At 45.7% G+C, this 23,019-nt stretch carries 10 protein-coding genes; all 10 read right to left on the reverse strand.

Annotation, left to right across the window (positions count from 1 at the left end):
* Positions 1 to 25: 25 nt before the first annotated feature.
* The 10 genes from rpoB to D3H65_RS16145 all read right to left on the reverse strand — a co-directional run bounded on the left by rpoB (position 26) and on the right by D3H65_RS16145 (position 22,622).
* Positions 26 to 3,829 (reverse strand): DNA-directed RNA polymerase subunit beta, encoded by a 3,804-nt coding sequence (gene rpoB, locus D3H65_RS16100; RefSeq protein WP_119051294.1) that lies wholly within the window; start codon positions 3,827 to 3,829, stop codon positions 26 to 28.
* A 445-nt stretch (positions 3,830 to 4,274) separates the two neighbouring features.
* Positions 4,275 to 5,288 (reverse strand): LacI family DNA-binding transcriptional regulator, encoded by a 1,014-nt coding sequence (locus D3H65_RS16105; protein ID WP_119051295.1) that lies wholly within the window; start codon positions 5,286 to 5,288, stop codon positions 4,275 to 4,277.
* A 639-nt stretch (positions 5,289 to 5,927) separates the two neighbouring features.
* Positions 5,928 to 8,225, reverse strand: coding sequence for a GH92 family glycosyl hydrolase (locus D3H65_RS16110; protein ID WP_119051296.1), 2,298 nt, complete (start codon positions 8,223 to 8,225; stop codon positions 5,928 to 5,930).
* 123 nt (positions 8,226 to 8,348) lie between these two features.
* Positions 8,349 to 9,047, reverse strand: coding sequence for a basic secretory protein-like protein (locus D3H65_RS16115; protein WP_119051297.1), 699 nt, complete (start codon positions 9,045 to 9,047; stop codon positions 8,349 to 8,351).
* Positions 9,048 to 9,073: 26 nt separating this feature from the next.
* A complete protein-coding gene (locus D3H65_RS16120; RefSeq protein WP_119051298.1) occupies positions 9,074 to 11,368 on the reverse strand; it encodes a GH92 family glycosyl hydrolase in 2,295 nt (764 codons plus the stop codon).
* Between the two features lie 213 nt (positions 11,369 to 11,581).
* Positions 11,582 to 13,270 (reverse strand): RagB/SusD family nutrient uptake outer membrane protein, encoded by a 1,689-nt coding sequence (locus D3H65_RS16125; RefSeq protein ID WP_119051299.1) that lies wholly within the window; start codon positions 13,268 to 13,270, stop codon positions 11,582 to 11,584.
* Positions 13,271 to 13,342: 72 nt separating this feature from the next.
* The gene (locus D3H65_RS16130; RefSeq protein ID WP_119051300.1) at positions 13,343 to 16,312 is read right to left on the reverse strand and encodes a SusC/RagA family TonB-linked outer membrane protein; all 2,970 of its coding nucleotides are present in this window, start codon (positions 16,310 to 16,312) and stop codon (positions 13,343 to 13,345) included.
* Positions 16,313 to 16,745: 433 nt separating this feature from the next.
* On the reverse strand, positions 16,746 to 17,756 hold the full coding sequence (locus D3H65_RS16135) for a LacI family DNA-binding transcriptional regulator (protein ID WP_119051301.1): 1,011 nt from the start codon (positions 17,754 to 17,756) through the stop codon (positions 16,746 to 16,748).
* A gap of 127 nt (positions 17,757 to 17,883) precedes the next feature.
* Positions 17,884 to 19,434, reverse strand: a complete 1,551-nt coding sequence (locus D3H65_RS16140) for a RagB/SusD family nutrient uptake outer membrane protein (RefSeq protein WP_119051302.1) — start codon at positions 19,432 to 19,434, stop codon at positions 17,884 to 17,886.
* Between the two features lie 29 nt (positions 19,435 to 19,463).
* Entirely contained in the window at positions 19,464 to 22,622 is a 3,159-nt protein-coding gene (locus D3H65_RS16145) for a SusC/RagA family TonB-linked outer membrane protein (RefSeq protein WP_119051303.1), read from the reverse strand.
* Positions 22,623 to 23,019 lie beyond the last annotated feature (397 nt).

The following is a 23,019-nucleotide window of genomic DNA, read 5'->3' on the forward strand; positions in this document are numbered from 1 at the left end:
CGTAGCTGGCAGCTCACAGCTTGCATTATTCAAACTTCAGGTCAAGTCCTAAACCTCTCAACTCATGCACCAATACGTTGAATGACTCAGGTATACCGGCTCTTGGAATGTTATCACCCTTCACGATGGCTTCATAAGTCTTCGCACGACCGATGATGTCATCAGATTTAATGGTGAGCAGCTCCTGCAGGATGTTGGAGGCACCATAGGCTTCCAATGCCCACACTTCCATTTCACCGAAACGCTGACCACCGAACTGCGCCTTACCACCCAACGGTTGTTGTGTGATCAAGCTGTATGGTCCGATAGAACGTGCGTGCATCTTATCATCCACCATGTGGTGCAGTTTGATCATGTAGATCACACCCACCGTAGCACGTTGGTGGAAACGCTCCCCTGTTTCACCGTCATACAAATAAGTATGACCAAAGCTTGGCAGGTTTGCTTTATCGATATGCTGAGCGATCTCTTCTACAGTAGCACCATCAAAGATCGGCGTAGCAAACTTCACACCCAGTTTCTGACCAGCCCATCCGAGTACAGTCTCATAGATCTGTCCAAGGTTCATACGGGAAGGTACACCAAGCGGGTTCAGTACAATATCCACCGGCTCACCATCAGAAAGGAACGGCATGTCTTCCGCACGAACGATCTTCGCAACGATACCTTTATTACCGTGACGACCGGCCATCTTATCACCCACTTTCAGCTTACGCTTAACAGCGAGGTATACTTTAGCCAGTTTCAATACACCGGCTGGCAGCTCATCACCGATAGAGATGTTGAACTTCTCTCTCTTATAACGACCCAGTTCTTCGTTGTACTTGATGTTGTAGTTGTGCAGCAGGATGTTGATGTTGTCATCGATCGCTGCATCACCAGTCCAACCCAGCGGATTTACGTTTTGGTAATCAATAGAAGACAGGTTCTTCGGATTGAATTTGGCGCCCTTGCCGATCTGTACTTCACCAAAGTTGTTGTTTACACCGGCAGAAGGTTTGTCCTTCAGCAATGTTTGCAGCTTATTCAGCAACAAATCCTTCAGCTCTTCTACATTCTTCTCATGTACCTTCTCCAGTTTCTCCAGGGCTGCCTTCTCACGGATCTTCGCGTTCTTATCTTTCTTGGCGCGTTGGAACAATTTCTTACCGATCACCACACCTTCCACACCATTCGGTGCTTTCAGAGAAGCATCCTTGGCATCACCTGCCTTATCACCGAAGATCGCCCTTAACAGCTTCTCTTCAGGAGTAGGATCACTTTCACCTTTAGGAGTGATCTTACCGATCAGGATATCACCTTCCTTGATAGCAGCACCCAGGCGGATGATACCATTTTCATCGAGGTCTTTCGTAGCCTCTTCAGAAACGTTGGGGATATCTGGTGTCAGTTCTTCTTCACCCAGCTTCGTATCGCGTACTTCCAGTTCATATTCAGAAATATGGATAGAAGTAAACAAGTCCTCGCGGGCAACCTTTTCATTGATTACGATGGCATCCTCAAAGTTGTAACCCTTCCATGGCATGAATGCCACACGCAGGTTACGACCCAGCGCCAGTTCACCAGCCTGTACAGCGTATCCTTCTGTAAGGAAGTCGCCTTTCTTCATACGCTGGCCTTTCTTAACAGCCGGCTTATGGTTGATACAGGTTTCCTGGTTCGTTTTAATGAACTTGGTCAGTTTATAGATTCGCAGATCGTCCTCAAAGCTTACCAGACGGTCGCCTTCAGTACGGTCATAACGAACATGAATTTCACTACCGTCAACATACTCCACCACACCTTCGCCTTCAGACAGGATCTGAACCCTTGCATCACGGGCAGCTTTGCCTTCCAGACCTGTACCCACGATCGGGTTCTCAGGACGGATCAGCGGTACAGCCTGACGTTGCATGTTTGATCCCATCAACGCACGGTTGGCATCATCATGCTCCAGGAACGGAATCAGCGAAGCACTCAATCCAACGATCTGGTTGGGCGCTACGTCCATGAATTCCACTTCCGCTTTCTCCAGGATCGGGAAGTCACCTGTTTGACGGGAAGCAATTTTATCTTCTACGAAGTTGCCTTTCTCATCCAAAGGCGCACTCGCCTGGGCGATCTTGGCATTATCTTCTTCTTCTGCACTAAGGAATGTCAGCTTTTTCTGATCTACTTTACCACTGTCCACTTTGTGGTAGGGTGTTTCGATAAAGCCCATTTCATTGATCTTCGCGTGTACACAAAGTGTAGAGATCAAACCGATGTTTGGACCTTCCGGTGTTTCGATCGTACACAAACGGCCGTAGTGGCTATAGTGTACGTCACGAACCTCAAAGCCCGCACGCTCACGGCTCAAACCACCTGGCCCGAGCGCGGAGATACGACGTTTGTGCGTGATCTCACTCAGCGGGTTGGTCTGATCCAGGAACTGGGACAATTGAGAAGTACCAAAGAAAGAGTTGATTACGGAAGACAGTGTTCTGGCATTGATCAGGTCAACCGGAGTAAACACCTCATTGTCACGTACGTTCATACGCTCACGGATGGTACGGGCCATACGGGCCAAACCAACACCGAACTGAGCATACAACTGCTCACCCACCGTACGTACACGACGATTGCTCAGGTGATCAATATCATCAATTTCCGCTTTACCATTGGTAAGGCGTACCAGGTATTTGATGATCTCGATGATATCTTCCTTGGTCAGTGTTTTTTGCTCCAGTGGCTGGTTCAGATTCAGTTTGCGGTTGATCTTGTAACGACCAACTTCTCCCAGATCATAACGCTTGTCACTGAAGAACAATTTATCGATGATACCACGGGCGGTCTCATCATCAGGAGCATCAGCGCCGCGCAACTGGCGGTAGATATGTTGCACCGCTTCCAGCTCACTGTTGGAAGTATCTTTGTTCAATGTGTTGTAGATGATCGCAAAATCACCACCCACATCTTCTTTTTGTACGAATACACTCTTCACATCCATGTCAGCGATCATGTCGATGGCTTCTTCATCCAGCACCGTATCACGCTCCAGCACCACCTCATTACGCTCAATGGATACTACTTCACCGGTATCCTCATCTACAAAGTCTTCTACCCATGTTCTCAGAACGCGGGCAGCCAGGCGTTTGCCCAGGTACTTTTGTAAGGATTTGGTATCACCGCTTACCTCGTCGGCCATTCCGAAGAGTTCCAGGATGTCCTTATCAGTCTCATAACCGATAGAACGCAACAGGGTTGTTACCGGGAATTTCTTCTTGCGGTCGATGTAGGCATACATCACGTTATTGATATCCGTAGCAAACTCCATCCAGGCTCCTTTGAAAGGAATTACCCGGGCAGAGTAGATCTTCGTACCGTTCGGGTGAATGGATTGACCGAAGAATACACCGGGCGAACGGTGCAGCTGCGATACCACCACACGCTCAGCACCGTTGATCACGAAAGTACCACGGGGAGTCATGTAAGGAATGTTTCCTAAGAATACATCCTGCACAATTGTTTGGAAATCAACGTGCTCCTCGTCATTACAGCTCAAACGCAGTTTCGCTTTCAGCGGTACAGCGTAGGTCAATCCACGCTCCATACACTCTTCGATGGTGTAACGGGGCGGATCAATAAAATAATCCAGGAACTCCAGCACGAAGATGTTACGCGTATCGGTGATAGGAAAATTCTCCTTAAACACCTTAAATAACCCTTCGATGTTACGCTTGTCCGGAGTGGTCTCTAACTGGAAAAATTCTTTGAAAGATTGAATCTGTACTTCGAGTAGGTCAGGAGCTTCTGATAAATTTTTAATCTTACCGAAGTTGATCCTGCTTTGCAATTTTGTTGAAGACATATTGATTAAAACCGGTTTTTTAGTTGTTCGAACGTTCCAAAATCATCAAAAATCGTCTATACACAAAAAAATCACAGGAGAACAATGAAGTTCTCTGTGCATTCAAAATGAAGTAGTTATGTAAATTTGGCCATGTAATAACGTACCCCAGCTAATTAGCATTGTGAAAAATGGACGGCAAAGGTAATGAAAACCTCAACATTTCACAAAATTTGTTCCAAAAGTACCGCCGGACAGATTGGGGGCTACAATACCGGCTCCGGTCACCTTGCCGAACGAATAAACTGCAACAACTAATAAAACACTTTATTCAGCCAAAGGTTCAAAACCCGGGAGGCTTAAAAGTACAAAATTTTAAAACACAAACAGATACGTCTACCGGGAAAATTTCTGCTCCCTCCCACCAATACTTCTCAGCTACCTCAAAACCAAGGATACTCCGAAATCACGTCGTACCCCGGATCACCAGCTTCGCCGGCAATTGCACCTTATTCTTTTTGGTAGGTTTGTTTTTACCTAGTTGCGACATGAGCAGGTTAATCGCCGTTTTAGCGATCTCCTCCACTGGCTGCTCAATGATCGTGATCCCCGGCGGAAACAGCCTGAATACATCATGGTCATCAAAGCTCAGCATAGCCACATCCTTCGGAATGCTCATACTCAGCTGCTGCAGGCTTTCAATGCCCAGCAAACCCAGGTAGTTGGTCGCAAAAAAGAGCGCATCCAAATCAGGATTATTTCTAATGAAAGCTGAGATCTGGCTGATGGCATCCGCTTTCGTGACCTTATACCCCAGTGAAAGAATATGCTTTTTATTGACAGGAACTTTAGCTGTTTTTAAGCTCTCTATATACCCCTGCAGGCGCTCTTTGATCTGGATCAGTTGCAGGTCTACCGTGATGAATCCGATCTTCTTATACCCACGGCTGATCAGGTGCTTCATCCCCTTCGCTACCCCGGCATAATTATCCACCAGCACATGCGGTACATCCATATCCGGGATATAACTATCCAGCAAAACCACTGGTTTTTTATGATCGAGCAGCTGTTCTATATCCTCTTCCATTCCGATGGCCGGGGTAATAATATAACCATCCACCTGTTGCTGTGATAACATCTTGATCAGTTCCTGGCCCTTTTTCCCATCATTCTCCGTAGCACAATACACCACTTTGTATCCATACTGCTCCGCTTCCTCTTCAATCACTTTGGCCAGCGCTGCAAAAAAGTTACCCGAAATACTCTCCACTACAAGCCCCAACATCTGAGATTTACCCGTTCTCAGCCTCACCGCTACCTGGTTGGGATGATACCCCTCCCTTTTGGCCGTTGCCACTATCTTTTTGGCCAGATCATCACTGATCCGCATTTCCCTTGCTTTACCATTGAGGACAAATGATACGGTCGACGGAGAAGCTCCCGTCATTTTAGCGATATCTTTAAGCGATACACGTTTCATAATGTTGGCAGTAGTTTTAGGGGCTCATGCCTGTATTTGCGGATACAGCGGCACTCTCGGGCAAACTTGTAAAACGTAATGGCAAGAATCCGTAGCCCTTCAAATTTAAGGGTTCCCGCCCAACGGTGGGAAATTTTTTAGAATTCCGCGCATAATCACCCCCAAAATCAAGTCCTAAGGCCTGTTTTTATCGTATATTTAGAATGCTTAATGAAAGACGTCAGGAGCAGCTCATTTGGTTCCCTAAACAAGGCACTCCAAAGCCCGACAAGGCAGAATTTCCCCTCGAAGGGTCAATTTAGACATGCTGACCTGCTTCAGACACTTACCCCACAAAGACCCTTGCCCGGCCTTCTGGCGAGCGTTCAACGACACTATAGCGAGCTTCCAGCGACCTTTTAGCGACGTTATAGCGACCTTATAGCGACATACCTTCACTGATCCTTCGTATACAAGCCGTTGCACAGCCGTGTATCAACCTACTCCAGCCTGTCTGCTCCCCCCACCAGAAAACGAAAGATGCCACGCCAAACCAATTATTCATCAGTTCAACGTGGCACCTTACCAACTACTTTCGCTATATCAATCTCATTACGCCTTCCGGACTTTCGGTCTTTCAGACTTTCGGTCTCCTTTAACTTACTTCTTCTTAGGTTTCTCCCCCATCACAAAGACCAGCTTCCCGCCACTGGTTATGTCACCATGCGTAAGGTACAGCCGGTTCAGTGGCTGGCCGTTGAGCACCATCTTCTGTACATAAACATTCTTTTCACTTTGGTTTTGCGCCTCAATAACAAAGGTTTTGCCGTTCTCCAGCTGCAGCGTAGCGCCATCCACCGCCGGACTGCCAATAGCATACTGGTCAGATCCCGGAGCCACAGGATAAAAGCCCAACGCCGTAAAAATGTACCAGGCACTCATTTGACCGCAATCATCATTGCCGCCCAGGCCATCAGGAGTAGGCTTAAACTGCTTTTTTAGGATCATCCGCACACGTTCCTGCGTTTTCCAGGGCTGGTCCGTCCAGTTGTATAAATAAGGTACATGGTGCGAAGGCTCATTGCCATGCACGTAGTTACCGATAATGCCATCACGGGTAATATCTTCCGTTTCTGCAAAATATTTATCCGGCAGGTGCATCGTGAACAAAGAATCCAGGTGCGCCACAAAACGTTTCTTGCCGCCCATCATCCCGATCAGTTGTTCCGGCTCGTGCGGTACATACAAACTGTAATTCCAGGCATTGCCTTCAATGAATCCCTGGTTATGCGTGCTCAACACATCAAATGCCGCGCGGAAACTGCCATCACTCAACCGCGGACGCATATAACCAATAGAAGCATCATACACATTTTTAAAATTTTGCGCCCGTTTGCTGAACTCATCGTAGATATCCATTCTGCCCAGCTTTTTAGCCATCTGCGCTATACTCCAGTCATCATAAGCATACTCCAGTGTTTTAGACACGGAAGAACCGTTTTTATCTTCCGGTACATAACCCATATTCATATAATAGCTCAGCCCATCATAGGTACCATGCCGTGCTGTAGTTACACAGGCATCCAATGCCTTATTCGCATCAAAAGGCGCATTGCCTTTTATAACGGCATCGGCAATCAGTGATACACTGTGATAGCCGATCATGCACCAGTTCTCATTCGCATAATGACTCCACACCGGCAACATATGCTGGGCGCTTTGGTCATAATGCGCCAGCATCGATTTGATCATGTCTGCATTCCGGGAGGGCTGCACAAGATTAAAGAACGGGTGCAACGCCCGGTATGTATCCCACAAAGAGAAAATGGTATAGTTCGTAAAATCCTTTGTCTTATGAATGTTCTGATCCAATCCCCGGTAAGAACCATCCACATCCATATAAGTAATGGGCGTCAGGAAAGCATGATACATAGAAGTATAAAAATTCTCCTTGTCATCCTTATTTTTCGACTGGATCGTGATCTTACTCAGTTCTTTATTCCATGCCTGCTGTGCTTGCTGTTTTACCTGGTCAAAGTCCCAGCCCGGTGCCTCTGTACGGAGATTCAACAAGGCGCCTTCCGTACTCACAGATGACAAGGCAAACTTTATTTTGATCTTCTCCCCTGCCGTAGTTTTGAAATCAAAATAAGCCCGCAATTGTTTGCCGGCCATTTCAGGGAAGTTCTTAGTTTGGTCAAACTTGCGCCAGAATCCCTGGTATACCTGGCGTTTGGAGAAATTCTTATTGCCGTATTGGTAGAAAGGTTTTGAAAAGGTCATGGCGAAATATACCGTCCTCGTCCTTCCCCATCCATTAGTCTGCCGATAACCCGTGACCAGCGTATCATTTTCCACCCTTAAAAAAGTCCATACATTCTTATCCTCATAATTGTAGATGCCCGACATCAGGTCCAATACAATATGCGACTGATCCGATTGGGGAAAAGTATACTGGTGAAAGCCTACCCGGTTGGTAGCCGTAAGCTCAGCCAGAATATTGTAATCATCCAGCTTCACCTTATAATAACCTGCTTCCGCCACTTCATTGTTATGCGAATACGCAGAACGGAATCCGCTGCGTGGTTCATTGGCTGTACCAGGGTTCAGCTTCAGTTCACCTACCGTTGGCATGATCAGGAAATCACCCAGGTCAGAATGCCCTGTACCACTAAAGTGTGTATGGCTAAATCCTACGATCGTCTTATCCTCGTATTGGTACCCGGCGCAGTATTTATAAACATCCCCGTTGTATTTCCCATTCATTTCATAGGGGATCGTATCCGTATCAGGGCTCAGCTGCACCATACCAAAGGGTACCGTAGCACCGGGATAGGTATGTCCCATCCGCTGCGTGCCGATGATGGGTTTCACATAAGGCACCAGGTTTTCAGAGGATGTTTGCGCTACACCCCAGGCAGGTATGCTTAACAAACTACACAACAATAGATTTCTCATTCTTTCTTTTGATTTAAAAACATTCTACTGAATACTCCGGCAGAGGTCTCCCCCTGGCGGAATCATAATTTGTGTGGTAGCGGTAAGGCTAAACCCCAACAGCTCTATCCGCCAATAATTAGCTTAAATAACAGGATTCTTCGCGTATTCTCCCCACAGCTCGTCCAGCGTTTTACCCGTCAACTCTTTCCATATTTCCGGCTTATAGGTTTTAGTACGCATGGCATTGTCCAGCTTATTCACCAGCTTCTTATTGTAATTCTTCTCTGTCCACACCAGGAATCGTGCAGTGATCCGGTAAGCCTTGGTATAATGATGCGTCGTATCAAATTTGGGCAAAGACCATTTGCCCGCCTCATTGTTCACTCCAAATACATAGCGCACATAATCTGCAATCCCCTCTGTAAGCCATCCGGGACCAGCACCACCGGGATAGGACTGTACAATGTGCATGGATTCATGCGTCACTACATCCAGGTCCTCCGGATGGTCCGTCATCCACTTGGGATTCACACGAATTATACCACCACCGGCAGCAGCTACGCCCTTATACCCGGGATCAATAATAAAGGTCACCATCTTCATCGTCTTCTTGTTAAAGCGCTTCGCCTCTTTGGGATAAACTTTAAAGTAGGTATCGATCATCCGTTGCCGGGTAACCGTACTAAAGCCTGAATCCTTATTGATAAAAAGGATCGTATAACCTTTCTTTTTGATAGAGTCTTTGGAAACGATGCCTTCCGTGCCAATGCGGTTCCAATCGCCCTGCGCAAAGGAAGACACAGTGGCAAAACATAATGCCAGAAATAGGGGTGCTTTCATCCGTGTATTTTTTTAGATTGTAAGTGTTATTTATTTGCCTCTGTTGAAAAGGAATAAGGGAACGCATCGGGTGTAGTGCCCCGCGTCTTACTAGGTGTGCTGCCCATATTGAAATCCAGTGTGCCACCTTTGAACAGGTCGAAGTGATCCACCCAGTTTTTCGAATATACCACACCATTTCTCTTTACCTGTTGTACGTACTTATTCGCATCACTGTTGGCGGGCGCATTGATCGTCAGTTTCTTTCCGTTGTCCAGGGTAAGCGTCATCTTTTTGAACAAGGGAGTTCCCAATACATACTGTGTAGTACCCGGACATACCGGATAAAAACCCATGGCAGAGAACACATACCAGGCAGAAGTTTGTCCATTGTCCTCATCTCCACAATAACCATCAGGGGTGGCCTTGTACAGTTGCTCCATTACCCGGCGCACCCAATACTGGGTTTTCCAGGGCTCACCGCCATAGTTATACAGGTAGATCATATGTTGGATGGGCTGGTTGCCATGTGCATACTGTCCCATGTTCATGATCTGCATCTCTCTTATTTCATGGATCACACCGCCATAATAGCTTTCATCAAATACAGGGGGCATATTGAACACAGAATCCAGCATACCAACAAAGGCTTTATTACCGCCCATCAGCCTCTTCAATCCTTCAATATCATGAAACACACTCCAGCTATAATGCCAGCTATTACCCTCTGTAAACGCATCACCCCACTTGAATGGATTGAAAGGAGATTGGAATTTCCCGTCCTGGTTCTTTCCACGCATCAGCTTTGTTTCGGGATCAAACAGGTTACGGTAGTTCTGACTGCGTTTCATATACAGATCCGTTTCTTCCTTAGGGCGGCCCAAAGCTTTTCCCAACTGCCAGATCGTAAAGTCATCATAAGCATACTCCAATGTGCGGGCTGCATTTTCATTGATCTTCACATCATAAGGCACATAACCCAGTTCATTGTAATACTTCACCCCTGCACGTCCCACAGCCGTCATAGGCCCTTCATTATTGGCCCCATGGATCAAGGCTTCATACAATTTATTAATGTCGTAACCACGCATTCCTTTGATATAGGCATCCGCTACCACAGAGGCAGAGTTGTTACCCACCATCACACTCCTGAAACCCGGGCTACTCCATTCAGGCAAAAACCCGCCTTCTTTATAATCATTAAGTAATCCTTCCTGCATTTCCTTATTGATGGAAGGATACATAAAGTTGAGAAATGGATACAAGGCACGGAAAGTATCCCAGAAGCCTGTGCCGGCAAACATATATCCTGGTACCACCTCTCCGTTGTAGGGACTGTAGTGAACGATCTTGCCAGCTGCATCCAGCTCATAATGCTTTTGCGGGAATTGCAGCATACGATATAGGCAGGAGTAGAATGTCCTGGTCTGGTCTACCGTGCCGCCTTCTACCAGTATGCGGTTCAGTTGCTTATTCCAGGCGGCCTTCGCTTTTTGTTTCGTCACTTCAAAAGCATCATTGCCTATTTCACGTTTCAGCGAAATATCAGCTTGTTCGTAGCTAATGAAAGAAGAAGCTACCCGAAGATTTACCTGCTCCCCTCTTGTTGTTTTAAAACCGATCACAGCACCTGCGTGCTTCCCTGCAGACTCTGTTACGCCTTTGGTCAGCGCACTGTCTTTCCAGCCATAGGAAACAGTGAAAGGCTTGTCGATATAAATAACAAAATAATTCTTGAAATTGGCAGGAACACCGCCGCTGTTGCGCGTGGTATATCCTATAATCTTGTTTTCCCCAGGGATCACTTTCACATAAGAGCCCCTGTCGAGCGCATCAACCACTACGAAAGAACTATCATTTTGTGGAAACGTAAAGCGGAATTGAGCAGCGCGTTCTGTAGGAGCGATCTCTGTAGTGATATCCCAATCGGCCAGGTATACACTGTAATAATAAGGTTTGGCCGTCTCTGCCTTGTGAGAGAACCAGCTCGCCCGGTCATCCTGTTTGAATTTAGCGCCTCCTGTAACCGGCATGATGGCAAACTGACCATAATCGTTCATCCAGGGAGAAGGTTGGTGCGTTTGCTTAAAACCCCGGATCTTGTCTGAGCTGTAAGTGTATGCCCAGCCGTTACCCATATTGCCAGTTTGCGGCATCCAGAAGTTCATGCCCCAGGGAACGGCAATAGCCGGATACGTATTACCATTGGAGAGGCTACCTTTTGAATCAGTACCCATCAATGGGTTGATCCATTCTACGGGATCGGAAACAGTTGTTACCAGCTGCGCATTCAGCGTGTTGATGCAGGCCAGCGCGATAACCAATTGAGTAATCTTTTTCATGATTTGAAGATATAAGAAAAACAGTTTAAGGATCGATACAGTCTAAATCACCTCCTAAATTAGGCAGCTAAACCGTTTTTGCAAAATAATTTATGGCCCGGCGGTCATTAAAATGCAATACCCGGGCCCTTTTACAGGCCCGGGTATGCAAAAAGACTGGTTTTTAGTCTTAATTATTGTACGGATTGCTTTTCTATTGCGATCAATGACTCATTATTGCGGGTAACCTGTATTCTGTTCCAGGTTGATGTTCAATACCCTTTGTTGCTGGGGAATGGGATAGAGCTCACGGTATTTCTGCGTAGGCTGGTGATCCCACCAGGTTGCAGTAGTCAGCTTATCCCAACGAATCAGATCCTGCCGGCGGAAACCTTCAAAAATAAATTCCCTGCCTCTTTCAGCCAACAGTTCATCCATTGTTAAAGTAGTAGTAGTATAGGCAAATGCTGGCCAGTCGAGTGGGTCAAATGCCCTTTTCTTACAATCATTGATCAGTGTAACTGCTTCCTGGGTAGCAACACCACCATTTTTACGCATGATCGCTTCCGCTTTTGCAAAATAGACCCAGGTAAGGCGATAAACGTTCCAATCAGTACTGTTATACTTAGGGTGAGGAGGAGGCGTACTGTTCTTGGGCCCAGCAATCTGGTTTCCTAAAACATACTTATTAAAGCGCACCCCGCTGTTCTCTTCCCCATCACTCATAGTAGAAGATAAAGTATTGGGATCCTGGCCAGGTTGCAGAGTTTTGTTCTTGCGAATATTATCTACAAACACCAGGGGCTGGTTAGCATACTCATTACCATTGCCACCAACAACCGGTTTTGTTTTCGTAGAATCATCCCAACGAAGTTGAAGACCTTCAAGGAACCAACCTCTTTTACGAAGATCCTTATCATCATATTTTGTCCATACGCCGGGAATCAACACAATACCATCATTACCATTACGGTGACCGCCGTAAATATCTTTCTGGTTAAAGTGATAAAACTCGCCAGGCCATGCGGGCTCAAAGCTTCCTGCCTGGTATTCGTAGGCAATTGAAAACAATGCCTCTTTAGATTTATCATTGTCGGGTTTAAAAGCATCGAAAATGTTTGCATCAAGGCCCATTGCTCCATTTTGTCCTCCGGCTTCACCACTTATCAACTTATTCGCGGCAGTGATACAATCATCCCACCTTGGTGTACCAGTCCACACCTGAGCATTGAGATATAGCTCAACCAACATGGCATAACCACCTGCCTGGCTCATACGACCGATCATATTAGCAGAATGCTTAGGAGCCTTGTCAATATTATCCTTAATCTCCTTTTCAATGAAGTTAAACACATCCACCCTTGATTTGGTTGGCGGATTCAATGGTTTACCAACTTCTGTTACAATGGGTACTTTTCCCCACAGGTCCATGATCTTGAGGTAATGATATGCCCTTAACAGCTTTAACTCAGCAATAAAAGCGTCCTTCTCTTCCTGAGTAATTCCCATGGCTGCAATGCTGCGGCTTTCCAGGTTTTGGATTGGATCAGTACACAATCCAAGTCCCCACCACATCAACTGCCATGCACCATTCAGATCACCTTCGTCATTCGTCCAGGTATGGTAGTGCAATCTTTTCCATTTACCACCATCTTCCCCGTGTCTACCCTTGGTAGGCCAGGCCAGTTGGTCAGCATTCAGCTCACTAAAACGCCACCAGCTTGCCTGACCGGAAGGAGTAGTCCAGGCATTAGCATGTGTATAAGGCCGTAGAACAGCTGAAATAACTTCATTCTTATTGTTGTAAAAATCAGTGGTTGCAAGCCGGTCGTACAGATTCTCGTCCAGCTTGGTACATCCATCCATCAGTATCGTGGATGATGCCAGTGCTGTATATAGGAGTGCTTTTCTTAATTGTTTCATTTTTGAAAATAATTTAATGATCAGGTTGTCAAACCATACATCTATTCACATGTCTGTGAAGGGTTATTAATATTAGAACCCAACATTTAGACCAACCAGGAATGAGCGCGTACTTGGATACGGACCACGCTCATCAATTCCAGCTCCAAGTCCAAGGTCCTGAATAAAGTCAGGATCATTTCCAGAATAACCAGTGATGGTTGCTACATTTTGTGCAGTTACATACACGCGCATATTACGTATGTACTGGGTCTTCAATTTGAAAGTATACCCCAGCGTCAGTTCATCAATCTTAACGTAGTCACCTTTTTCTATGTAGTAGTCAGAATACATATAAGTATCCTTGATGCCCGCATACTTACCAAATGCATCTTTCAGCAGGTTAGTTTTAGTAACCTTATTACCGTATGACAAGGCCATTGTATTGAGGATGTCATGACCAAACTTACCTCTGAAATAAGCGCGGAAATCAAAGTTCTTATAGGAAAATGAGTTACTCCATGCTGCATATAATTTAGGTATTGCGTTCCCTATTACAGCCAGGTCGGTAGTGCTTCTGTCAAATGAATTGTTGATAGCTGCATTAGCCACCTTTTCACCTTTGCGATTGTAAAACAACCATTTTCCGTTGGCATCCAATTCAGCAAACCGTTTGCCCCAGAACTCGCCTAATACACCACCTTCGTAGGTACGGATAGCATTGCCCAAAGCACCAAATCCTCCGATGCCACCATACTCACGATAAGGCAATTTGAAATCTGCATTAGACAGTACATCCAGCTTGTTTCTGGTAGTGCTCGCAGTCACATCTGTATTCCAGGTAAAATTCTTTGTTTTAACAGGAACAGCGTTGATCGTCAATTCCACACCACGGGCAGAGATTGTACCAACGTTCAGGTAAATATTTGAACGGATAAATGGAGGCTGTGGAGAAGTATAGTTTTCCAACAGGTCCTCAGTCTGACGGTTATATACTTCGATAGAACCACTCAGCCGATTGTCCAACAAACTAAAATCAAGACCTATATTCAACTCCTTTTTCTTTTCCCATCTTAAATTAGGATTGGGATTTCTCTCAGGTCCGAATGTTTGACGATATTGTCCATCAGGAAACCTGTAAATACCACCGCCACCTAAAGTAACGAGTGATGAATAGTTAGCAATGCCCTGGTTACCAGTAACACCATAACCAACACGCAACTTAAGGTTATTAATAAATGATATATCCCGCATGAAATCTTCTCTGCTGATATTCCAACCGGCAGAGACCGCAGGGAAATTACCCCACTTGTTATTCTCACCAAAACGGGAAGAACCTTCACGACGCAGAATAAACTGGGCCATGTACTTATCGAGGTAAGAGTAATTTACCCTTCCAAAGAAGGCGATCAGGGTATTATCGGCTTTACCGCTGCCCATGCCTGCTTTTCCTAAGCCCAATTGGTTACCGGTACCAATGTTATTCTCCCTAAAACGATCATTCACAAAACCATAGTTATTGGCATTGAAATTTTCGGCAACAGAATAACGGTAACTATAACCACCAATTACACCTACGGAATGATCATTATGGATCGTTTTGGTGTACTCAATGGTAGGCTCAACTGCATAATCAATTTGCAAATAAGTGCTTCTCGATGCATAACCAGTACCCTGGTAGCTTTCTACAGACGATTCAGACGCCAGTTCTCTATAAGCTCCATCGATGTAACTATTACGAACCAATGATCCAAAGATCGATGCCTTTAGATCCTTAATGATCTCAAGGCTCGCCCTTCCATCAATTGAAGTGGTTTGCTGTTGCCTTTTATTAGTTTCCTGAAATAACCGGGCATATTGGTTCGTACTGGTACCTTCAAAATACCAGGTCCCATCAGGATTTTTATGCGAAAGTGTAGGGTTCTTGGTCAACTGGTCTTCCCAGCCACCACCACCCAGGAGGTTGGCATTGTTAAAATTGGTAGCCAGGTTCAATTGCATGGTCAGGCGGTTGTTCAACCCTTTTTGATTGATGTTCAATCTGCCACCATATTCCCGACGACTGTTTTCCTTTGCAAATCCCTGGAAATCCCGGTAAAATAAACTAGCACGATAACTGGAAGTAGCAGTTCCACCAGATAATGCAAGCGTATGATATTGGCTCAGGTTATCATGGTTAATCATAGCATCAAAGAAATCGGTAAGACCACCATAATCTTTGTAAGAAGCCGCATCTAATTCGCCGGAAGCCAGTTTAGCCTTGAATTCCTCTGGTGTTAAAAAGGCAGGACGTTTTGTGAGGTATTCCTTCCTGAAATAAGTCGCATAATCATACTTAGCAGGGCCTGCCTTGCCTTTCTTGGTCGTGATCAGGATTACACCGCCATTACCCTGAGTTCCGTAAATAGCAGCGGCAGAACCATCTTTCAACACATCGATAGACTCAATATCTTCTTGTTGTAACAGGTCAAGGTTTCCACCAGGAATACCATCAATAACCACTAATGGTCCTTGATCACCAGTTAAGGATACAACACCCCGCAATTGAATGCCTACTCCGGTATTAGGGTTAGAGCTGCTTCTTCTGATTTGCAGACCTGCTACTTTACCCTGGATGAGATCCAGTGCATTGCGGGCGCCACCTTGCCTGAAGTCTTCAGCACCAACGTGGTCAACAGCGGAAGTTAGCTGTCTTTTCTTTTGTGTACCATAACCTACTACCACAACATTGTCAAGCGATCTTCCGCTTGGGGTTAAAGCAACATTTGTAGCTCCTGTTGCACCAATGAGTACGTCTTGTTCATTGTGTCCTACAAAAGAAAAAACAAGAATTCGAACATTGTTAGGAACGGCGATGCTATAGTTTCCTTCAGCATCTGTTTGTGTAGAAGTAGTAGAACCTTTGACAGTCACTGTAACACCTTGTAAAGGTTGGTTATCTGCTGCATTTGTTACCTTACCGGTAACGGTTCTCGTTTGAGAGAAAGCGGTGACGGAGAGGGATAGCAATGCCAATAGGCAAAGCAGACCCCTCCGCACGAAGTTGGAACGTCGCTTTTCCATACGCAAGTGTTTTGTGTGGGTTTATTGTTTGTATTAAAAAAACTCTTCGTTATCCGATATTTCGGACTCACTGATCACTAAACCCAATAATCAATGAGTAGATTGTAAATAATACGACTAAAACGTTTTAGTCAAGGGTCAAATAAAAACTCACCTCCTAAAGCCCGCTTCCTTATACCGGGTACTTGCACACAACAACCAATTATTTCGCCTCTTTGGCATTAACCTAAAACGTTTTAGTGCTAGCGAAAAAAAATATGTATTTCTTAATTATCTATTGTATCCCCTGGGATACGAATCAAAAACGGGAATAAGGTATAATAGTATTGACCGGAGATTGGACTATGCTCTTAACGTAAAGCACAGGCCAATATTACGCAACTAAACCGATTTTGCAAAAAGAAATACAATGACCTGTTAATTAACCATTTTTTTACGTAGACTCTCTTACGATGAAATTCGCTGCAAGCTGTACCTGGTTTTTTTTGATGGCCACCTTATTGTTACCAAGTTGTTGCATCAGGATATGAATAGCAGTGCGGGCAATCGCCTCTACCGGCTGCTGAAGAACAGAAATACCCGGCAAGTGTAAACGGAAGATATCATTGTCATCAAAACAGATAACGGCCAGGTCTTTGGGTATACTTAACCCTATGGACCTGATACTTTCCAGTCCAAGGATACCAAGATAGTTTGTTGCGAAGAATACTGCATCCGGTTTATTCTTTTTAAGGAACTCGGTAATTTGATCTATAATAACCTCCCGGCTGCCATTGTAAGCTACTTTAAGCGCATACTTTTTCTTTTGTTCTGGGCTCTTGCTAATGGCCTCGGCATAGGCCTCTTCACGCTGGCGCATCTGGATCAACCCCGACTCAATGGTGATGTACGCTATTTTCTTATACCCCTTCTCCACCAGGTGCTCCATTCCTTTCAGTACGGCACCGGTATTGTCTACCTGCACATAAGCCGCTTCAATGCCCGGAAAATAACGGTCCATCAAAACCAGGGGCTTTTTATGCTTCACCAGCATTTCAATATCTTCTTCCATACCCAAGGTAGGCGTAACGAGGTAACCATCTACCTGCCGTTGTGTTAACATGCGCAATAGCTCCACCCCCTTCTTACTATTGTTTTCGGTACTGGAATAAACCACCTTATAACCAAACTCCTCGGCCTCCTCCTCAATGGTTTTGGCCAGGGACGCAAAAAAGTTATTGGAAATATCTTCTACTAAAAGCCCCAGTATCTTGGTTTGCCCGGTCCGGAGGCTGACAGCCACCTGGTTGGGCTGGTAACCCATTTTCTTGGCCGTAGCCAACACTTTATTCTTCAGTTCGTCACTGATGCGCATCTGGCTGGCTTTACCGTTCAGAATAAATGATACGGTTGAAGGTGAAGCTCCTACCATTTTGGCAATGTCTTTCAGTGATACTCTTTTCATATACAGGCGGAAATAGTAATAAAACTGCTAATCTAAACCTTTCCTGTGAATTTAAAACCGGCCAAAGCGCCACTATGGCTCTTTGGCCGGCTATTATTTGATTTCAATACGTGTACTGATCACACTTCTATTCAGGATAACCTGGATTCTGGGGTTTCAGATTAGGATTGTTCCTTAATTCGCTGGTAGGAAGTGGAAAAAGCAAATGTTTCTGCTCCAGCTTGGCATTGTTATCCGCAAAAGTATGCCCCACAAAATCTTCAAATGTATTGTTGCTCTCCTTATAGGCTTTCCTCAGGCGTACCATATCAAACCAGGTAATCCCTTCATAACACAGTTCATGCCACCGTTCTCTCCACACCGCCTGCCTGAAGCTGGCTGTTGTAAAGGTGCCCAAAGCAGGGGTAGCAAGCCCTGCCCTGTCCCTTATCTTTTTCAATGCATTCCAGGCATCAGTATTGGGAGCCGCCGCTGATTCGTTCTGCGCTTCTGCATAGGTCAGCAGCACCTGTGCAAAACGTATTTGCGGCCAGTTAAGATCACTTTGTGTGGTACCGGCCACACCTAATGTACCATTGGCAATCACGTCAAAATGCTTGAAGATATAGGGTGCTCCCAGGTTCTTTAAAGGACCATTGCCTTCGGTATAATAAGATGTGTAATAGAATCCCTGCCGGTCAATTGTACGGCGGTCTCCTGCCTCATACGAGGCGTAGAATGCCGGCGTGGGCACAGTACTACCCACTTCTGTACCGTAAGCAGAAACGCCTTTAAAATTGGGCAACAATACAGGCTGAATAGGATTACCCGCCACGGAAGCCAGGTATTGGATCTCGAAGATATGTTCACCCTTGTTTTCCTGTGACAAGCTGTGCAGGTCGCCATAATTGGTAAATAAACTAAAGGCGCCATTGGTTATTACCTCATTGGCCTTGGTAGCCGCCAGGGTATAATAAGGGACCCCCTTATTCAAGGGCTGCCCGGCCATCGTAAGGTACACTTCGGCCAGTAAGGATTTAATGGCGCCTAAAGAAGCCTTCCCGGTAGCATCTGACCAGGGTAATCCTGAGGCTTCTGCTGCAGTAAGGTCTGCTACAATCTGGTCATATACTGCCTGGGTTGCTTTGCGGGGAGGAGAAAAGGTACTATCAGACGAACTGAAAATGGGCCTGGTCAACAACGGAACATCACCCCATAACCTTACTGCATAGAAATAAGCCCATGCCCTAAGGAAACGCGCTTCGCCCAATACCTTATTTTTCCTGGCATCATCCATATCGATAGCAGGTACTTTATCTAATACCAGGTTGGCCTGGGCGATAACATTGTACAGCCCATTCCACCAGTTATTGATCAGCAGGTTGTCTCCATTGTATACCATCCCGATCAGGTTATTGAGATCGGAATTCTGAGCGGTCTCTGTACGGGCCGTTCCCGTAACCGCTTCCAGCATAGAAAAGTTCTGTACAAATATACCGGCCCCATCTCCTATAAACCGGGTACGGGCATAACCCGCAGCTATGGCAGCATCAGCATGTTCCGGCAAAGTATAATAGTTATCAGGGCTCAGGTTGGAAGGATCGCTGTTTTCTTCCAGGAATTTGTTGCACCCCGAACCAACCAACAGTACCAGGCAATAAAAAAGAACGGCTTTATATTTTATAATTGAGTATTTCATATGATCTAACTTTTGAATGAAGAATGTAGTTACAGGCTTACGTTGACACCCACTGTATAGGTAGTTGGTTTTGGATAATCAAAGAAAGTCTGTCCCTGTGCAAAAGGCTGACCATAGGTCGTTACTTCCGGATCATTACCACTGAACTTTGTAGATAGGAAGAAATTCTGTACGGAAGCATACACCCTCAGTTTAGAGAGATGCAACCGTTGAATAGCCGCGGGCGTGAAAGTATATCCCAGCAAAATATTCTTGCCCCGGATAAACGAGCCATCTTCCAGCCAACGGGTGTCTACGTTGGTAACATAACCAGCCTTACTGTTCCTGATAGCTGCTATGTCTGTATTCTGGTTATCAGGCGTCCAGGCATTCAATACAGAAGCAAAACTGTTGGCCAGCGCCTGGCGGTCTTCTCCTGAGTGGTGAGTCATATTGAGCACATCGTTACCATATACGTACTGCAATTCAACTGTCAGCTCCAGGTTTTTGTATTTAAAAGTATTGAAGAAACTTCCCCAGCCATCTGGGTTACCATTGCCAATAATGCTTCTGTCGGCATCATTAATGGCATAGTCGCCATTTACATCGAGGTACCTGATATCACCAGGCAGAATGGGTTTACCGCCGCGATAGCTGGAATTGGAGAACTTGGCCGCTTCAGCCGCATCCTTGGTAGCCCATGTGCCGAGGCGGGTAAGGCCCCAGAATGAACCTACGGGCTCCCCTACCCTTATGATACCGGTTTGGTTGGTGAAGTTTGGATTACCCACTCCAAATATATCTGCCGGAGTAGCCAGTGCCAGTACTTTATTCTTGTTCAAAGAAATATTAAAGGCAGAACTCCAGGTAAAGTTGGGCGTACTGATGTTGACAGTCCCGATAGAAAGCTCAAGACCTTTATTTTCCATGCTACCAATATTCCGGTAAATAGACGCATAGCCGCTGGTGCGTGGTACGGGTGCATTCAACAGCATGTCCGTTGTTTTCCGATAATAGACATCGGCTTCCAGCAATATGCGGTTGCCCCACAAGCCTACTTCCAGGCCCACATCTGTTTGTGCTGTTTTTTCCCAACGGAGATCTGGATTACCGAGACGTCCCAATCCTACACCGGCAGTCCTGGTATTGTTGATAATGGCTGCGTAGTCAGAACCGAGCAGTGATAAAGCTGAATAAGTAGGAATTTCGGAATTCCCTGTTTGACCCACACTGGCACGCAGTTTCATATTGGAGATAACTGCGCTGTTCTTCATGAAATTCTCATCAGAAACCCGCCAGGCAACCGCTGCTGAAGGGAAGAAAGCATATTTATTATTGGGTCCAAACTTAGAAGAGCCATCCACCCTTCCGGTCAGTGTAAAAAGATACTTATCGTCCAATACATAGTTGAACCTGCCGAAGTAAGAGTTGAAAGCAAACCTTGCCCTGGCAGAAGAGCCTGGCATAGGTTTACTGGAAGCCCCCAGGTTATTGGCCTCAAAATAATCGGTGGAGAAATTTTCTGCTCCTACGCCACTATTATAAATATTGGTCTCCTGCCAGGAAATACCCAGCATACCGGTGAACTGATCATTCTGGCGTACTTTCTTATTATAGGTCAGGTAGCTTTCAGAAGACCAATAAGATTCGCGGCCATTGGCTACATTGGCAGTACCGCGCTGATCGAGTGAGATGTTGGACAAGCTTCTGCCATTGTATTCCGTAACATTACGGGTTGCGATATAAGCGCCCAAAATGGTTCTCAGCTCCAGGCCTTTGGCGAGGTAGATATCTGCATACACATTTCCCAAAGTAGTTTGTGTAACCATTCCAAACTTACGCTCACTGAGAATGTGTACGGGGTTGGAACCACCTTCTGCATCCGGGTAATCGGCATTGTCGGCCCATTTACCATTGGGATATTTTACGGGCAGAAAAGGAAAGCTTTCTGTGATCATCCGTACTGAGTTCAATCCACCTGTTCCCTGATCCACTATATTTTCCTGTTGGTTGTTATAACTCAGTGTGCCACCCACCTTCAGCCAGCTTTTTATCTTACTGTCGAATACAAAGCGGCCTGAATAACGTTTCAGGTAAGAATTCAACAGCAGCCCATTGTCGTTGCGATATCCCAGGAACACACCATAGTTGTTGTCTGCATTGCCATTTGAAAATGACACCTGGTGGTTCTGCGATATTTTATGTTGGGTAGATTCTTTGAGCCAATCGGTATTGTACAATGGATTCCCATTGGCATCAAATAAAGAAGGCATGTTCTTACGTTTGATGCGGGGATCTTGTGTAGACGCATAGTTACCGGCAGCCCAGCCTGCCGCATCATAGATCTTGATATTATCATAGGCAAGGTCTTCCACCGCTACATACTGTTTGGCATCGAGCATTTTTACCCGATGCGGGCCAATGGTAGGAACACCAAACTCAGCATCGTAGGTGATCCTGCCACCTGAAGTGCTGCCTCTTTTGGTACTTACCAGGATCACTCCATTGGCGCCCCTGGCGCCATAAATGGCTGTTGCGGAAGCGTCTTTCAATACCTCCACTTGCGCTACATCGTTTGGATTAATGTAATCAATAGCATTACTGTTCTGCGTTTGTGTGCCTACCGGGATGATTACCCCATCAATTACATACAGGGGATTGTTGGAAGAATTGATGGAGCTGAAACCGCGGATCCTTACATTGCTTTGCCCGCCTGGCCGTCCTGAGTTGGTATTGACCTGTACGCCAGGTATCCTGCCAGCCAAAGCCTGGTTGAGTGATACTGCAGGGCGTTCTGCCAACTGGCTGGCTTTTACGGAACCCACGGCACCCGTAAGGTCAGATTTACGCTGGGTACCGTACCCGATCACTACCACATCCTGCATGGCCTTGCTGCTGGCAGTTAGTGAGGCATTAACCACGTCGGAAGATCCTATGGATACTTCCAACTGGTCATATCCAACAAAGGTGAATACAAGTGCTGTTACACTCTGTGGTACCTCTATGCGGTAATTACCATCACTACCTGTTTGGGTAGCCATTGATGCTCCTTTGGCTTGCACGGATACTCCCTGCAAGCCAATATTATCTTTGGCATCGGCCACCTTACCCGTAATCATTCTTGTTTGCGAAAAAGCATAGAAGGAAGAGAAGAGCAGGAACAGGAATAGGAATCCCGCCTGCATGAAGCTGGAATAAACCTTTTTCATATGCAGTTTAATTTGGTGAACAAGCCTACAGAACAGTACTATTTATACCTGTTGAAAAGTTTAGGGAAGTCCATTCTGTTTAATCGTTTGTAAAGCCAATGCTAAACAACAATAGCCAGGGAGGGCAGTACTGTAATACAACCAGTAAATATTTCTACTACTCGGGCCAGGGAATGAGAGATTGATTCGTTGGGATTCAACGATCTCAATATATGTACGGTAATAAAGTTTCGGGAGAGTGTATCCAATATTACATCACTAAACCGATTTTGCAAAATAAGTTTACGAAACCGTTCCACTTCGTTGGTATGCAAAGAGAAGGCCTAAGCAGAAAGTCTTAGATACTGCTGCAGTGGTGCACCAGGCAGGAGCAACAAGAAAAGGTTTTGGGATTAAC

The sequence above is a fragment of the Paraflavitalea soli genome, from assembly GCF_003555545.1.
GTDB classification, from domain to species: domain Bacteria; phylum Bacteroidota; class Bacteroidia; order Chitinophagales; family Chitinophagaceae; genus Paraflavitalea; species Paraflavitalea soli.

Bases quoted from the DNA above. Each gene is read 5' to 3' on its own strand.
- D3H65_RS16140 (WP_119051302.1), bottom strand. From the start codon at position 19,434: ATGAAATACTCAATTATAAAATATAAAGCCGTTCTTTTTTATTGCCTG.
- D3H65_RS16145 (WP_119051303.1), bottom strand. From the start codon at position 22,622: ATGAAAAAGGTTTATTCCAGCTTCATGCAGGCGGGATTCCTATTCCTG.
- D3H65_RS16110 (WP_119051296.1), bottom strand. From the start codon at position 8,225: ATGAGAAATCTATTGTTGTGTAGTTTGTTAAGCATACCTGCCTGGGGT.
- rpoB (WP_119051294.1), bottom strand. From the start codon at position 3,829: ATGTCTTCAACAAAATTGCAAAGCAGGATCAACTTCGGTAAGATTAAA.
- D3H65_RS16115 (WP_119051297.1), bottom strand. From the start codon at position 9,047: ATGAAAGCACCCCTATTTCTGGCATTATGTTTTGCCACTGTGTCTTCC.
- D3H65_RS16135 (WP_119051301.1), bottom strand. From the start codon at position 17,756: ATGAAAAGAGTATCACTGAAAGACATTGCCAAAATGGTAGGAGCTTCA.
- D3H65_RS16120 (WP_119051298.1), bottom strand. From the start codon at position 11,368: ATGAAAAAGATTACTCAATTGGTTATCGCGCTGGCCTGCATCAACACG.
- D3H65_RS16125 (WP_119051299.1), bottom strand. From the start codon at position 13,270: ATGAAACAATTAAGAAAAGCACTCCTATATACAGCACTGGCATCATCC.
- D3H65_RS16130 (WP_119051300.1), bottom strand. From the start codon at position 16,312: ATGGAAAAGCGACGTTCCAACTTCGTGCGGAGGGGTCTGCTTTGCCTA.
- D3H65_RS16105 (WP_119051295.1), bottom strand. From the start codon at position 5,288: ATGAAACGTGTATCGCTTAAAGATATCGCTAAAATGACGGGAGCTTCT.